Origin of the sequence: Streptomyces sp. NPDC018947 (assembly GCF_044390505.1) — a bacterium.
In the GTDB taxonomy this organism is placed as follows: domain Bacteria; phylum Actinomycetota; class Actinomycetes; order Streptomycetales; family Streptomycetaceae; genus Streptomyces.
Window position 1 is genome coordinate 153418 of the sequence record NZ_JBIRZD010000012.1, and the last position, 14651, is coordinate 168068.

General features: G+C 73.0%; 15 protein-coding genes and 1 pseudogene. 8 read left to right on the plus strand and 8 right to left on the minus strand.

Annotated features, from left to right (window positions below; translation table 11 throughout):
- Positions 1–153 precede the first annotated feature (153 nt).
- Together ACH499_RS23050 and ACH499_RS23055 are read left to right on the plus strand one after the other, a co-directional pair.
- Positions 154–2235 (plus strand): SpoIIE family protein phosphatase, encoded by a 2082-nt coding sequence (locus ACH499_RS23050; RefSeq protein ID WP_399017996.1) that lies wholly within the window; start codon positions 154–156, stop codon positions 2233–2235.
- 175 nt (positions 2236–2410) lie between these two features.
- Complete coding sequence (locus tag ACH499_RS23055) at positions 2411–2965, plus strand: hypothetical protein (protein WP_356200460.1); 555 nt, start codon at positions 2411–2413, stop codon at positions 2963–2965.
- 65 nt (positions 2966–3030) lie between these two features.
- Here the strand turns inward: ACH499_RS23055 and ACH499_RS23060 are convergent, their stop codons facing one another.
- Positions 3031–3693: a glyoxalase gene (locus ACH499_RS23060; protein WP_399017999.1), complete on the minus strand. Its 663-nt coding sequence runs from the start codon at positions 3691–3693 to the stop codon at positions 3031–3033.
- A gap of 169 nt (positions 3694–3862) precedes the next feature.
- Here ACH499_RS23060 and ACH499_RS23065 point away from each other — a divergent pair, with 169 nt between their 5' ends.
- Positions 3863–4564: a CBS domain-containing protein gene (locus tag ACH499_RS23065; RefSeq protein ID WP_356200456.1), complete on the plus strand. Its 702-nt coding sequence runs from the start codon at positions 3863–3865 to the stop codon at positions 4562–4564.
- Between the two features lie 22 nt (positions 4565–4586).
- Here ACH499_RS23065 and ACH499_RS23070 read toward each other — a convergent pair whose 3' ends face one another.
- Positions 4587–5198 (minus strand): DUF998 domain-containing protein, encoded by a 612-nt coding sequence (locus tag ACH499_RS23070; RefSeq protein ID WP_399018001.1) that lies wholly within the window; start codon positions 5196–5198, stop codon positions 4587–4589.
- 217 nt (positions 5199–5415) lie between these two features.
- Between ACH499_RS23070 and ACH499_RS23075 the strand changes: the two are divergent.
- Positions 5416–5556 (plus strand): annotated as a pseudogene (locus ACH499_RS23075) (SAM-dependent methyltransferase); the annotation flags it as partial.
- A 371-nt stretch (positions 5557–5927) separates the two neighbouring features.
- Here ACH499_RS23075 and ACH499_RS23080 read toward each other — a convergent pair.
- Positions 5928–6437: a GtrA family protein gene (locus ACH499_RS23080; protein WP_399018003.1), complete on the minus strand. Its 510-nt coding sequence runs from the start codon at positions 6435–6437 to the stop codon at positions 5928–5930.
- 284 nt (positions 6438–6721) lie between these two features.
- Here ACH499_RS23080 and ACH499_RS23085 point away from each other — a divergent pair, with 284 nt between their 5' ends.
- Positions 6722–7291 (plus strand): tellurite resistance TerB family protein, encoded by a 570-nt coding sequence (locus ACH499_RS23085; protein WP_399018158.1) that lies wholly within the window; start codon positions 6722–6724, stop codon positions 7289–7291.
- Positions 7292–7377: 86 nt separating this feature from the next.
- Here ACH499_RS23085 and paaE read toward each other — a convergent pair whose 3' ends face one another.
- The 5 genes from paaE to paaA are packed head-to-tail and all read right to left on the minus strand — an operon-like array spanning position 7378 to position 11088.
- Positions 7378–8484, minus strand: a complete 1107-nt coding sequence (paaE, locus tag ACH499_RS23090) for a 1,2-phenylacetyl-CoA epoxidase subunit PaaE (RefSeq protein WP_356200449.1) — start codon at positions 8482–8484, stop codon at positions 7378–7380.
- On the minus strand, positions 8484–8990 hold the full coding sequence (gene paaD / locus ACH499_RS23095) for a 1,2-phenylacetyl-CoA epoxidase subunit PaaD (protein ID WP_356200447.1): 507 nt from the start codon (positions 8988–8990) through the stop codon (positions 8484–8486). Before paaD ends, paaE begins: the two co-directional genes overlap by 1 nt.
- On the minus strand, positions 8984–9811 hold the full coding sequence (paaC, locus tag ACH499_RS23100; protein WP_356200445.1) for a 1,2-phenylacetyl-CoA epoxidase subunit PaaC: 828 nt from the start codon (positions 9809–9811) through the stop codon (positions 8984–8986). Before paaC ends, paaD begins: the two co-directional genes overlap by 7 nt.
- Positions 9812–9820: 9 nt before the next feature.
- Positions 9821–10114 (minus strand): 1,2-phenylacetyl-CoA epoxidase subunit PaaB, encoded by a 294-nt coding sequence (gene paaB, locus ACH499_RS23105; protein WP_399018006.1) that lies wholly within the window; start codon positions 10112–10114, stop codon positions 9821–9823.
- Positions 10111–11088, minus strand: a complete 978-nt coding sequence (gene paaA / locus ACH499_RS23110; protein ID WP_356200441.1) for a 1,2-phenylacetyl-CoA epoxidase subunit PaaA — start codon at positions 11086–11088, stop codon at positions 10111–10113. The genes paaB and paaA overlap by 4 nt, the downstream gene beginning before the upstream one ends.
- A 243-nt stretch (positions 11089–11331) precedes the next feature.
- Between paaA and paaI the strand changes: the two genes are divergently transcribed.
- From paaI to ACH499_RS23125, 3 genes are all read left to right on the plus strand, one after another.
- Positions 11332–11769, plus strand: a complete 438-nt coding sequence (paaI, locus tag ACH499_RS23115) for a hydroxyphenylacetyl-CoA thioesterase PaaI (protein ID WP_356200639.1) — start codon at positions 11332–11334, stop codon at positions 11767–11769.
- The gene (gene paaK, locus ACH499_RS23120) at positions 11766–13130 is read left to right on the plus strand and encodes a phenylacetate--CoA ligase PaaK (protein WP_399018008.1); all 1365 of its coding nucleotides are present in this window, start codon (positions 11766–11768) and stop codon (positions 13128–13130) included. Before paaI ends, paaK begins: the two co-directional genes overlap by 4 nt.
- Before the next feature lie 180 nt (positions 13131–13310).
- Positions 13311–14609 (plus strand): flavin-containing monooxygenase, encoded by a 1299-nt coding sequence (locus tag ACH499_RS23125; protein WP_399018010.1) that lies wholly within the window; start codon positions 13311–13313, stop codon positions 14607–14609.
- Positions 14610–14651 lie beyond the last annotated feature (42 nt).

Here is a 14651-nt window from a genome sequence, read left to right on the forward strand (position 1 = left end):
GCGCCACGTCCGGCCGGGCCGCCCCGGGCGTCCGGGCGACGCGCGCACGCGGCGGCGGGCGCGCAGAATGGGAGGAGGACATGCCGGTTCGGTGACGTCCGGCCGTCCCGGCAAGGGGGCGCACCGAGGCGCGCGACCTGCCGGGAGGCAGCGATGGAGCACTCCGGGGCCCGGCGCGGTGGTCCCGCCGCGCGAGGCGACCGAAGGGCCGCCGCCCATGTGGCTCTCGCCGTCAACGGCATGGGCAGCTTCACCTGGGACCTGCCCAGCGGGGTGATGCACTACGACGACGCCGCCCTGTCCGTCATGGGCTTCGGGCCGGGCGAGTTCGACGGCCGTCTGAGCACGATCGGTGAGCGCATGCTGCCGGTGGAGCTGCCCGCTGTAGAGGCGCAGGTGGACCGGGCGCTGGAGACGAAGTCCGGGTTCAGCCTGTACTTCCGTATCCGCCACCCCAGTGGCCGGCTGCGCTGGACGCACACGCAGGGACACGTCGTGTGCGACGCGCATCGGCGTCCGCTCCAGGTCATCGGCATCGTGCGGGACGCCAGCCAGGAACTGCGGGCCATCGACCAGACCGAGCAGCTCCGGCAGGCGCGGCGGGACCGGCGCCGGCAGGCCGACATCGTCGGGTACATCAGCGACGCGCTCGTGCCCACGGTCACGGTGGACGACGTCGCGGAGGCGCTGACCTCGGGCCGGCTGCTGGAGCGGCTGGACGCGTCGAGCGTCGTGCTGGGGCTCGTCGACAACGGCCGGATCCAGCTGATCGGCTCGAACGGCCTGAGCCGCGCGCTCGTACGGGACTTCCACCTGTCGTCGCTGGACCGGGCGCTGCCGCTCGCCGAGGCGGTACGGACCCGGGAGCCGGTGTTCATCACCGACCGCGAGGAGATGGCCGAGCGCTATCCGTCGCTGGCGCCGTACCTTCCGGCGTTCTCCCGGGCGGGGGCCGCCGTGTTCCAGCCGCTGATCGCCCACGACACCCCCATCGGCGCCCTCGGCCTCACCTACGACGGCAAGGCGTCGTTCACGCACGACGAGCGGACGGTGCTCAACGCCCTGGGCAAGGTCGTCGCCCAGTCGTTGCAGCGGGCCCTGCTGTACGACAGGGAGCACGAGCTGGCGGCCGGGCTGCAGAACGCGATGCTCCCCGGTCACACACCGCGCACCCCGGGGCTGGCCTCGGCGACCCGTTACCGCCCGGCGAGCGCCCGCGGCGGGATCGGCGGCGACTGGTACGACATGCTCACGCTGCCGGACGGCCGGGTCGTCGCCGTCGTCGGGGACGTGCAGGGACACGACGTGACGGCGGCGGCCGTGATGGGCCAACTGCGCATCGCCCTGCGCGCCTACGCGGCCGAGGGGCACCCCGCGGCCACGGTCGTCGCGCGGGCGTCCGCCTTCCTCACGGAGCTGGACACCGACCGCTTCGCCACCTGCCTCCTCGTGCAGATCGACCCGCGGACCGGGCACACGGTGATCGTGCGCGCCGGTCATCTGGGCCCGGTGCTGCGCCGCGCCGACGGCACCTGTACCTGGCTGGACGTCCCCGGCGGGCTTCCGCTCGGTCTGTCGTCACCGGGTTCGCAGCCCGGCTATCCCGCCTCGGAGACGGTGCTGGGCGCCGGTGCCGCGCTGCTGCTGTGCACGGACGGACTGGTCGAGGCGCGGGCCGCCGACATCGGGCAGGGCTGCGAGAGGCTGCTCGGATCGGTCGCCGGGGGACCGGCGGAGCCGGACGCCCTCGCGGACCACGTGCTGTCGTCCATGAGCGCCTACACCGGCGAGGAGGACGACGTGGCGGTGCTGGTCATGCGGCGCGGCCGGCACAGCGGGGAGGGCAGCCGGCGGCTGGAGGTCCCGATCCGGTCCGTCGATCCCGACTCCCTTCACGCCGCGCGGCGGGCGCTGCGGTCGGCGCTCGCCGACTGGTCGCTGGGCCCGCTGTCCGAGACGGCGGAACTGCTCGCCTGCGAACTGGCCACCAACGCCCTGCTGCACGCCCGAGGCGACGCCACCCTGACGGTCTCCCACGTCCCCGACCGGGGCCCGGCCGTACGGCTGGCCGTCACCGACACCTCCCCGGTCTCCCCGCGGCGCCGGGCCGCCACGGAACGCTCGACGTCCGGACGCGGCCTGATGCTGATCGAGGAGCTGGCCGCCTCCTGGGGTGTCGAGTCTCGGGGCAACGGCAAAACGGTCTGGTGCGAGGTGACCCAGCCCCCGCCCTGACGAACGGGTCCGGGGGGGGCGGCGCCCGGCGGGCCGTGGGCGCGGGCGTCCGGGCGGTCGGCCGGGCCTGCCGACGCACTCTGGCGGACACGCGTAGATCTCGGGCACCATCGTCGTCGCACCGCATGCTCGACCACCCCACCGGCAGCATGACGCGACACATGGAGGTTCCCCGATGACATCACCGTCGGCCCCCCACGGCACCCCGACCCGGACCGGGCGTCCCAGACGCGCGAGGATCCGGTCCCTTCTGACCGCTCTCATACTGGTCGCCGTCCCCGGCGCCGTCGTCGTCGGCGGTGCCGGGGACGCGTTCGCCGTGACGAAGATCAGCCACGCGACCGCCACGTCGATGTTCCGCGAGGTGGGCATCACCTGGTCGTCCTCCGGCAACTGCTCCGACCGCAACAATCCGACGTGCACGTCCTTCACCGACCTCAACCTCGCCACCGCACAGGGCGCGCAGACCCTCAAGCGGGCCAGCGGCTGCGCGCTGAACATCACCGGCGGCACGGAGACCGGCCACGCCTCGGGGACGTACTCGCACTGGAACGGCTACAAGCTCGACTTCAGCAAGTACACGTGCGTGGGGAACTACATCAAGAACACCTTCACCTACATCGGCGTCCGCGGCGACGGCGCCCCGCAGTGGCGGTCCGCCTCCGGCAACATCTACGCCGACGAGGGCAACCACTGGGACGTCCTCTACTACAACTGCGGAGGCTGCTGAGCGGCGCCGACCGGAGGACGCCGGGCACGGGGAGGCGGGTCGCGCCCGCCGCCGGCGGCCTCCGGTCACCTGAGCGTGTCCGCCCCCGGCGCGTCCGAGCCGGCGGCGGTGAGCGGGGCGGCGGTCTCCCACGCGAAGCCGTCCGGGTCGCTGAACGGAGCCGTGGCGCCGCACAGCACGAGCCGGTGCGAGCCGGTGCCGTCGGCGGGGACGCCCGCGACCTTGGCCAGGGCGCGCCGCTTGTAGAGGGAGAGCTTGACGGTGCCCGTCCCGGTGGCGAACTCGACGTACTTGCCGCCGAAGCTCTTGCCGACGGACAGGCCCCGCTCCACGTAGAACTGCTTGGTGGCCTTGACGTCCTCGACCCCGAGCAGCAGCACCAGCTCGTCGACGTCGCGGGTGGCGGGCCCCGTGTCCTTGCGCGCCGATGTGGCGATCTGCCAGACGGTGCCGTCCGGTGCCTGCACGACTCCGCCGTAGCCCCACAGCGACTTCGCGGCGGGCTTGAGGACGGTGGCACCCGCGGCGCGGGCGGCTTCGAAGAGCGCGTCGACGTTGCCGGGCTGGGACACCACGAGGGACAGGGTGAAGCCGCGGAAGCCCGTCGAGACGGCCTCGCAGCCGCGCAGCCGCACCTGTGACGGGTCCAGTCCGAAGGCGGCCTCGTAGAAGCGGGCGGCGGCGGCCGGGTCGGCCACCTCGAGGATGACGGAGTCGATGGAGTTCATGTCCTCGACGGTAGGGGCGGCGGGGTCGACGGCGCTTCTCGAAAACTGACCGGTCCGTGTGCGCTGTCGGCGGACAGGGGCACCCTCGCGGCTCACGGGACGTTTCCCATGGTGAGAGCGACGGATGCCGGCCCGCGCGGGCGGGCGGGCAGCGGAGAGGACACCCGGAATGAAGCACCAGAAGGTGGGCGATGTGATGAGCGACGCCGTGGTCCGTGTACAGCGGGGCACGCCGTTCAAGGAGATCGCCCACCTGCTGCAGGACTACGACATCACCGCGGTGCCCGTCGTGGACGCGGCGGACCGACCCGTGGGGGTGGTGTCGGAGGCGGATCTCCTGCAGAAGATGTGGGGCGGGGAGCCGCAGGGGCCCGCCGGGGACGGGGCGGAGCCGGAGGTGCCCCCGGGGCGGACTGCGCCGGCCGCGTCCGCCGGGGCCAAGGCCGGCGCCACCGACGCGGCGGGGCTGATGACGTCGCCCGCCGTCTGCGCCCGCGAGGACTGGAGCGTCGTGGAGGCCGCCCGGGTGATGGCCCGGCACGGCATCAAGCGGCTCCTGGTGGTGGACGGGGACGGCCGGCTGATCGGGGTGGTCAGCAGAAGTGATCTGCTGCGGGTCTTCCTGCGCAAGGACCGGGCGATCCGCACCGAGATCATCGAGGAGGCCCTGGTCCGGACGCTCGGTCTGGCGCCCTCGTCCGTGCAGGTGGACGTGACGCACGGGCACGTGGTCCTCAGCGGCCGGCTCCCCGAGCACGTCTCCGTCTCGGTGCTGGAGGAGCTGTGCGGACGCGTCGACGGGGTCGTCGCCGTGGAGTTCCGCCGGACGGGAGAGCACGACGGGGAGGGACCGGCGCCCTCGGACCGCTGAGCGGCCGGGCGGGCCGCCGGCCCTACGGGCGTTCCCCGGGCCCTTCGTCTCCGCGTCCGGAGCGCGGCACGCAGGACGTGACCACCACGAAGGGCCACAGGGACTGGAAGAAGGTCACCACCCGTTCCGCGACACCGGCGGCGCCGTGCCGGGTCATCTCGTACAGGAACCAGGCACCGCCGAGGGCCATCACGACGGTCGCCCCGACGCACGGCGCGGGCCGCAGTGCCCACGGGGCGGACCCGTCGCCGTCGATGGCCAGGACCGGCCACACCGCCAGCAGCGTGAACCCGATCACGGCCACCGCCCCGTGGTGCAGCGAACCCCCGCTGGTCGGCGCCGGGAGCAGCACCACCGCGAACGCCGCGAGTCCTCCCCCGCCCAGCGCGACCCGTCCGGCGACCGCTGCCGCCCGCAGTCCCCACGCGGTCAGCAGATGGCACAGCCCCAGTGCGAGGAACGCCCCGTTCATCACCCAGAATCCCGAGGCTCCGTACGCTCCCAGGACGCTGATGGTCTGGGTGGACGGATCGTAGGCGGGTCCCGTCAGCACCGCCGAGATCGCCCATCCGCCGGTCAGCAGGACGGGCGCGGACCCCGACGTGACCAGAACCCACCTGGGAACAGTTCGCATCAAAACACCATAAGTGGGGACAATCGGCAGGCCGTGCGGCGTCCGGGCGCCTGACGCCGCGTCGGCGTGTCGCAACCGGCCCGCCCGGTGACCGGACCGGCCGCGCCGGTAAGCCGCCTCCACCGCGCCCGATGCGCGAACCCCCGCCCAGAAGGCGGACTTCGAGACATGGGTTGGGACGCGCCATCCGCTGCCTCGGCCGAGAGACGGACCCTCCATGAGTGACTTCGCGACGACGCCCGGACCCGGGCACCAGCAGATCGGCACCTCGGTGCCGCACTCGGCCCGCATCTGGAACTACTGGCTCGGCGGCAAGGACAACCACCCCGTCGACGGGCGGGCCGGTGACGCCTGCACCGAGAGCGGGGCCGCTCCCTACGTGCTGCGCACCGTGGACGAGATCGCGTCGTTCTTCGAGTGGACCCGGGATTCGCGCCGGTGCCCCTGTGGCGTCCGGACACCCTCTCCCCCGCGCCGGAGGCCATCGGCGAGCACGGCGGGCTCGCCGACGAGCCCTGACCGCTCCGAGGCGGCATACGGAAACCCCCGCCCCCTCGATGCGGGGACGGGGGTTTCCACCGGAGCGCCGGGCAGGCCTTGCACCTGCATTTCCCCGCAGGAAGCGGGGCGTCTTTCCTTAGACGACCAACGCGTGGGCGTCCACCGGGATCTGGCGGAGCGACCTGGCATGACTCTAGCGCAGCCGCCCTGCGGGCGCACGTCGGAGCCTCATCCCCCGCGCCGGGCCGGAGCACGGAAGACGGCCAGCCTCAGCACGGCGAAGCGCACGACGGTGACGACGACCGAGGTGACCGTCAGGACGACGGTCTCGGCGGCCGGCGAGGCGCCGGGGTCCGCGTGCCGGAACCACAGCACCGCACCGGACGTGGCCAGGTAACCGAGCAGGAAGAGACCGCCGGCCCCGAGGTGGGCGCGCGCGGCGCGCACGGGGGCGTGCCGGAAGGTCAGGCGCCGGTTGGCCTCGGTGTTGAGCACCGTCAGCACGAGGAGGGAGACGAGGTTGGCCGCGGCCGGCGGCCACCAGGTGCGCAACAGCCAGTAGAGCAGCGCCTGGCCCGCGGTCGACAGGACGCCGACGGCGGCGAAGGAGACGACCTCCCGCGACAGCACACCGCGCTCGGGGGCGGCGCCGGCCGCCGCTTCACCGGACTCGGGGACGCGCACGGGGCGGCGGCCCCCGCGGGTGCCCGCCCTGCCGGGCGACCTCGGCCGAGCCACGCGTCACACTCCCCCGCAGATCACCGGCCGTGGTGCCGCCACGTCACCGTAGGTGTCGTGCCGGTTCTCCCCTTCCGGCACCCGTGGTTGCGGAGCCTACTACGGCCGCCCGCGGGACCCGCCCGGCGACCGGCCACCCTCCCACAAGCCACTTTGCTTTTCCTTTACGATCGGGGAACCCCTGCCGGCCGGGGACCGTTGTCCCTGATGGACCGGGACACGGTGCGGCCGGACCGACCGAAGACCAAGACGGATACGCAGCACCAGAAGCCGAGGTGGCACGAGTGGCGATGTGGGACCGGATCAAGGACCAGGCCAGGACGCTCCAGCAGCCCCAGGGCACGCGGGGAGCGACCGGGCACGGGCAGGGCGTCCGGCAGGCGCCCGGACGGCCGGGCTCGTCGTCCGGCGGCTCCAAGGCCCAGTTGATCGGACTGTTCAAGTCGCAGCTCGCGTCGGTCAAGACCGAGCTCAAGAGCGGTGCCTACCGGGACGCGACGATGGCCATGTGCGCCCTGGTCGCGGCGGCCGACGGACACGTGGAGCCGGCGGAGCGGCAGCGCGTGGAGGAACTCATCGTCTCCAACGAGGTCCTGCAGAACTTCCCGGCGGACCAGCTCCGTCAGCGGTTCAACCAGCACGTGGACCGGCTCCTCGGCGATTTCGAGCAGGGCAGGGCCGAGGCGCTGCAGGTGATCGCCAAGGCCGCCAAGAAGCCCGCCGAGGCCCGCGCGGTCGTCCAGACCGGCATGGTCGTCGCCGGTGCGGACGGCGTCTTCGAGCCCTCCGAGCAGTACGCGGTGCGCGAGGCGTGCACCGCGCTGGGCCTGTCCCCCGCCGAGTTCGGGGTCTGAGCCCGGTCGTCCGGACCGCCGACGGGGGCCTGCGGCATCCGTCGGCGGCCGGGGAGTGAGGGGCGGGGCACGCCCCTGACGCCCGGTCAGCCGTCGTAGTCGACCGTCAGCTTCTCGGAGACGGGGTACGACTGGCAGGTCAGCACGTAACCGGCGTCGACCTCGGCCGGTTCGAGGGCGTAGTTGCGCCGCATGTCCGCCGTGCCCTCCACGACGCGGGCGCGGCAGGTGCCGCAGACGCCGCCCTTGCAGGCGAACGGCAGGTCCGGCCGGGTCTGCTGGGCGCCGTCGAGGATGGTGCGCCGCCGGGAGAGGGAGGCGGTCGTGGAGCGGCCGTCCAGGGTGAGCGTGACCTCGCTGACCGGGCCGTCGGGGCCTGCCTCCTCGTGGTGGACCTCGCGCACGGGCTCGTCGTCGGCGAAGAACAGCTCCCGGTGGACCCGGTCCGCGGGCACGCCGAGGCCGCTCAGGACCCCCTGGGCGTCGACGACCATGCCGTGCGGGCCGCACAGCCACCAGTGGTCCGCGGCCTCCACGTCCACCAGCGCGTCGACGAGCACGGCCAGCCGTTCCGCGTCCAGGCGGCCCGTCAGCACCTCGGCCTCACGGGGCTCGCGGGAGAGGACGTGGGCGAGCTGGAAGCGGGCGGGGTGCAGGTCCTTCAGGTCGGCCAGTTCGTCGGCGAACATCACCGTGTCCGTGCGGCGGTTGCCGTAGAAGAGGGTGACCGTGGAGCGGTCGTCGGCGGCCAGCACCGACTCGGCGATGGACAGCATCGGCGTGATGCCCGAGCCCGCCGCGATCAGGACGTGGTGGCCGGGAGCCGTGAGGTCGGGGGTGAACAGGCCGGCCGGGGCCATCACCTCGACCGTGTCGCCCGGCCGTACGTCGTTGACGAGCCAGGACGAGAACAGACCGCCCGGCACCACGCGGACCCCGATGCGCGGCCGCGAGCCGGCCGGCGAGCAGATCGAGTAGGAGCGGCGCTCGTCGCGGCCCTCGATCTCGCGCCGCAGCGTGAGCGACTGCCCCGGCGCGAAGGCGAACTCCTCGGCCAGCTCGTCCGGGACGTCGAAGGCGACGGCGACCGCGTCCGCGCACAGCCGCTGGACGGCGGCGACGCGCAGACGGTGGAAGGCCGGACGGCGGCGGACGCGTGCCGGGACGGCCGAGGCGGGGGCGGTCGGGGCCATCAGATCTCCTTGACGTACTCGAACGGTTCGCGGCAGGCCCGGCAGCGCCACAGCGCCTTGCAGGACGTGGCGGCGAAACGGGAGGTCTCCTCGGTGTCCGCCGAGCCGCACCGGGGGCACGGCACCGTGCGCCGGGTGGGCGACAGCACGAGGGGCACCGGGCCGCGGGGGGCGGCGCCGGGCGGGGCGATGCCGTGCTCGGTTAGCTTGCGGCGGCCGGCGTCCGTGATCCAGTCGCTGGTCCACGGCGGGTCGAGGACGGTGCGGATCTCGACCCGGTCGTACCCCGCCCGGCGCAGGCGCGCGGCGACGTCGGCCCGCATCTCCGCCATGGCCGGGCATCCCGAGTAGGTGGGGGTCAGACTGGCGACGACGGTGCCGTCCTCGGTCGTGACCACGTCGCGCAGCACCCCGAGGTCGGCGAGGGTCAGCATCGGCAGCTCGGGGTCCGGCACCTGCTCGGCGATGCGCCGGGCGTGCAGCGCGGCCGGCGTGGTGGTCACCATGTCGCCTCCGGGTGGGCCCGGGCCACGCTCTGGAGTTCGGCGAGGAGCGGCGCGAGGTGCTCGGTGTGCTCTCCGTCCCGGCCGGAGCCGGGCAGCGGACGGTACACGGGCATCGGCAGTCCGGCGGCCTCGGTGACCTGCCGCAGGACGTCGGTGACCTCGTCGCGCGCGTCGTGGGCGGTGTGCAGCTCGCCGACGTAGGGGGCGACCTGTTCCAGGGCCACGCGCATCCTGCGGTGCGACTCGTCGGTGCCGTCCCCGAGGCGCACCGCCCATTCGGCGGCGTACTGCCGGTGGTACGTCAGTTCCTTGACACCCTTGGCCGCGACGGCCGCGAGGACCGGGTCGGGGTGCGACGCGAGACGCTCGAACTGCGCGAGGCGCCAGCTCGAGAGGACGAGCAGCCGCACCACGGCGAACGCGAAGTCGCCGCGCGGGAGTTCGGCAAGGCGTACGTTGCGGAAGTCGGCGGCGTCGCGGAAGTAGGCGTAGGCGTCCTCGTCGCGGCCGGTGCCGTCGGTCTGCCCGGCGCGCGCGTACAGCAGGCGTGCCTGGCCGAGGAGGTCGAGGCCGATGTTGGCCAGCGCGACCTCCTCCTCCAGCTCGGGGGCCCGGGTGACCCACTCGGCCAGCCGCTGGGCCGAGACCAGGGCGTCGTCGGCGAGCGCCACGCACAGGGCGGCCAGTTCACCGGCGTCGACGCCCTCGGGCACGGTGGTGTCCACGCCGTGCAGCGGGTCCTCGAAGCCGGTGCCGTAGGCCCACCGGGTGTCGTCCTCGTGTCCCTCGGCGAGGGTCATGTAGACGTGGTCGTCGCTCATGCCCTGCTCCTAGATGTGGGGGACGTCGTCGGGGATGTCGTAGAAGGTGGGGTGCCGGTAGACCTTGTCGGCGCTGGGGGCGAAGAAGGGGTCCTTCTCGTCGCGGGTGGAGGCGGCGATGTGCTCGCTGCGCACGACCCAGATACTCACGCCCTCGTTGCGCCGTGTGTAGAGGTCGCGGGCGTGGGTGAGCGCCATGGCCTCGTCGGCGGCGTGCAGCGAGCCGACGTGGACGTGGTTGAGTCCGCGCTTGCCCCGTACGAAGACCTCGTACAGCGGCCAGCCCTGCTTCTCGGAGGTCATGCCGCCTCCCCCTTCCGTGCGCGGGCGGCCTGCTTGGCGGCGTGGGCGGTGGCCGCCTCGCGCACCCAGGCGCCCTCCTCGTGGGCGGTGCGCCGCCGTTCCATCCGCTGCGCGTTACAGGGGCCGTCGCCCTTGATGACGCGCATCAGCTCGTCCCAGTCGGGCGTGCCGAAGTCGTGGTGGCCGCGCTCCTCGTTCCAGCGCAGCTCGGGGTCGGGCAGGGTGACGCCGAGCTTCTCGGCCTGCGGGACGGTCATGTCGACGAAGCGCCGGCGCAGTTCGTCGTTGCTGTGCCGCTTGATCTTCCAGGCCATCGACTGCGCGGAGTTGGGCGAGGCGTCGTCGGGCGGGCCGAACATCATCAGGGACGGCCACCACCAGCGGTTCACGGCGTCCTGCACCATCTCGCGCTGGGCGTCGGTGCCGCGCATCATCGTCATCAGCAGCTCGTAGCCCTGCCGCTGGTGGAAGGACTCCTCCTTGCAGATCCGCACCATCGCGCGGGCGTAGGGCCCGTAGGAGCTGCGGCACAGCGGCACCTGGTTGCAGATGGCGGCGCCGTCCACGAACCAGCCGATGACGCCGACGTCGGCGTAGCTCAGCGTCGGGTAGTTGAAGATCGAGGAGTACTTCTGGCGGCCCTCGATCAGCCGCTCGGTGAGGTCGGCGCGGTCGGCGCCCAGCGTCTCCGCCGCCGAGTAGAGGTAGAGCCCGTGTCCGGCCTCGTCCTGGACCTTCGCGAACAGGATGGCCTTGCGGCGCAGCGACGGGGCCCGGGTGATCCACTCGCCCTCGGGCTGCATGCCGATGATCTCCGAGTGCGCGTGCTGGGCGATCTGGCGGATCAGCGTCCTGCGGTACCCCTCGGGCATCCAGTCGCGCGGCTCGATGCGCTGGTCGTGCGCGATCGTCGCGTCGAAGTGCTCCTGCAGCCCCTCGGGGGGCGGCGCCTCGGCGGCGTGTGTCGTGGTCATCGATACCAGCTTCCCCTACCGACCATTCGTTCGGTACCAGTCTGACGTGTTTCACCGGGCCGGGCAAGACCCGGAGCCGGACACCTTCCCCGCAGGGAGGGCGGTGCGGGCATTCACCTCTTGACAGGCCCCGATGTGGCTGGATTACTAGGCCGTGCCGCACGGTAACCGAATGTTCGGTCGGGAAACAAGGTGGTGGAGGGCGTGACGGAGGCCGCTGAGGCGAGGACGCCGGCGGAGGTGATGTTCGCCGCGGACGAGGCGTCCCGGCGCCTGGGCATCGAGCTGCTCGGGCACGGCGAGGGGACCGCACGGCTCCGCATGACCGTGACCCCCGCGATGGTGAACGGACACGGCATCGCCCACGGCGGCTACGTGTTCCTCCTCGCGGACACCGCCTTCGCCTGCGCCTGCAACAGCCACGGCCCCGTCACGGTCGCCGCCGGCGCCGACATCGTGTTCGTCGCCCCGGCCCGCGAGGGCGACGTGCTCGTGGCGACGGCCGAGGAGCGCACCCGGTACGGCCGCAGCGGCGTCTACGACGTGAGCGTCCGGCGCGGCGGGGAAGTGATCGCGGAGTTCCGCGGACGCAGCCGCAGCCTCCGGAGCACCGCGAAGGACACGACGGCGGATCCGGCCGCGGACGGGACGCCGGGCACCACGACGAAGGAGTCGCGATGAGCAGCGCAACGACGAGCGGCGGACCGACGGCCCCCGGGGCCCCGGCGCCCCGCACCGGACGGCCCCTCCCCCAGGAGCTGCTGGACGAGGGGGAGCGCCTCACCGGCGAGCAGCTCCGCGCACTCCAACTGGACCGCCTGCGCGCCACCTTGCGGCACGCCTACGACAACGTGGAGCTGTACCGCAGGAAGTTCGACGCGGCCGGGGTGGAGCCCGACGACTGCCGCAGCCTGGCGGACCTCGCCCGGTTCCCCTTCACCACCAAGGCGGACCTGCGGGACACCTACCCCTTCGGCATGTTCGCCGTCCCGATGGACCAGGTGCGGCGCGTGCACGCCTCCAGCGGCACCACCGGACGCCCCACCGTGGTCGGGTACACCGACAACGACCTGTCCATGTGGGCGGACGTCGTCGCCCGCTCGATCCGGGCCGCCGGCGGCCGGCCCGGCCACAAGGTCCACGTCTCCTACGGCTACGGCCTGTTCACCGGCGGCCTCGGCGCGCACTACGGCGCCGAACGCGCGGGCTGCACCGTGATCCCCGCGTCCGGCGGCATGACGGCCCGCCAGGTGCAGATCATCCAGGACTTCCGGCCCGAGATCATCATGGTCACCCCGTCCTACATGCTCACCCTGCTCGACGAGTTCGAGCGGCAGGGCATCGACCCGCGCACCAGCTCCCTTCAGGTGGGCATCTTCGGCGCCGAGCCGTGGACCGAGGAGATGCGCCGCGAGATCGAGGAGCGCATGGGCATCCACGCGGTCGACATCTACGGCCTGTCCGAGGTGATCGGCCCCGGCGTGGCGCAGGAGTGCGTGGAGACCAAGGACGGGCTGCACGTGTGGGAGGACCACTTCTACCCCGAGGTGGTCGACCCGCTCACCGACGAGGTGCTGGGCGAGGGCGAGGAGGGCGAGGTCGTCTTCACCTCGCTCACCAAGGAGGCGCTGCCGGTCATCCGCTACCGCACCCGCGATCTGTCCCGGCTGCTGCCCGGGACCGCCCGGCCCGCGTTCCGCCGCATGCAGAAGGTCACCGGCCGCTGCGACGACATGATCATCCTGCGCGGGGTGAACGTCTTCCCCACGCAGATCGAGGAGGTCGTGCTGCGCACACCGGCAGTGGCGCCGCACTTCCAGATCCAGCTCACCGAGCGCGGGCGCATGGACCACATGGTCGTCCGCGTCGAGGCCCGTCCCGACGCCTCCCCCGAGCAGCGGGAGGCCGCGGCGGGGGCGATCGTCCAGGGGGTGAAGGACGGCGTCGGCGTCACGGTCGAGGTGGCGGTGGTCGACCCGGAGACCCTCGAACGCTCGCTGGGCAAGCTCCACCGGGTGAAGGACCTGCGCGGCCGCTCGTGAGCCCGCCCCCCGCACGGGCCCGTCGTCGCGGCGTGGCCCGTCGTGGGGCGCGCGCCGTCCGCCCGTGATCGTGTGTGAGCACAGACACAGCAGTTCAGGGCGTGCACTGGTGTGCGAGGAGTTGCGGATGGGCAGTGAAAGCGTGATCGGGGGAGCGTGTACGTCCTGAGGGGAAAACCCGTGCGAGTGTGTGTGATCGGTGCCGGTCTGTCGGGGCTGGCCGCGGCCCGTGCCCTGAACGACCGTGGTATCGACTTCGTCTGCCTCGAGAAGGCTCCCGACGTCGGTGGCATCTGGCGTCAGCCGCAGGCGGGCGAGCGCGGCCCGGGTTACCGGACGCTCCACCTCAACACGGCCAAGCAGCTCACCTGTTACGCCGACTTCCCGATGCCGGAGTCGTACCCGCTCTACCCCCGGCACAGCCAGTTCGCCGCCTATCTGCGGTCGTTCGCCGAGTGGGCCGGGGTGCTGGACCGCATCGAGCTGCGCACCGAGGTGCTGTCGGTGCGTCAGGAGGCGGAGGGCTCCTGGACGGTGGTCAGCCGGGACGGGGACGGCACGCAGGCGTCGCGCCGGTTCGAACACGTGATCGTCGCCTCGGGGCACCACACGGACCCCGCCCTGCCCGACCCGCTGCCGGCGGGCGCCGCCTCCTTCACCGGCAGGATCCTGCACTCCCTCGACTACCACGACGGCGCCGAGTTCGCCGGCAGGCGCACCGTCGTGGTGGGCCTCGGCGCCTCGGCGGTCGACATCGCGGCGGACCTGTCCCGGCACGCGGAGCAGACCGTGCTGTCGGTGCGCCGGGGGCTGCACATCGTGCCCAAGCAGCTCTTCGGGATGTCGGTGGACGAGATAGCCGACGCGCCCTGGTGGTCCGCCATGTCCTTCGCCGAGCAGCGCCGCTTCGTGGAGCAGGCCCTGCTCGTGGCGCGGGGCAGGCTCTCCGACTACGGCCTGCCCGAGCCCGACCACCCGGTCTTCTCCTCGGCGGTGACCCTCTCGGACGAGATCCTCAGCCGCATCCGGCACGGAGCGGTGACCCCGAAGCCCGCCATCGACTCCTTCGACGGCGACCGGGTCGTCTTCACCGACGGGACCTCCGCCGAGGCGGACGCGGTCGTCTACTGCACCGGTTTCCGGCTGACCTTCCCCTTCCTGCCCGAGGACTCCCCGCTGAGGCAGGACGGCGCCGTGGAGCTGTACCGGCGGGTCGTGCCCGCCGACCGCCCCGGTCTGTACTTCCTCGGCCTGGTGCGGCCCGTGGGCGCCATCACCCGGCTGGTGGAGGCGCAGGCACGGTGGGTGACACGGCTCATCGGGGGCGAGGCCGCGCTGCCCGGCCAGGACGAGATGCGCGAGGAGATCGGCACGTACCTCGACGGCATCGTCCAGCGCTACGGCCGCACCGAGGGCGCGTCGATCCAGGTCGACGTGGGCCCGTACCTGAACGAGTTCCGCGAGACGCTCAACGTGTGACGCTCCCCCGGACGCGCGGGGCCCCTCGGTGATGCCCACCGA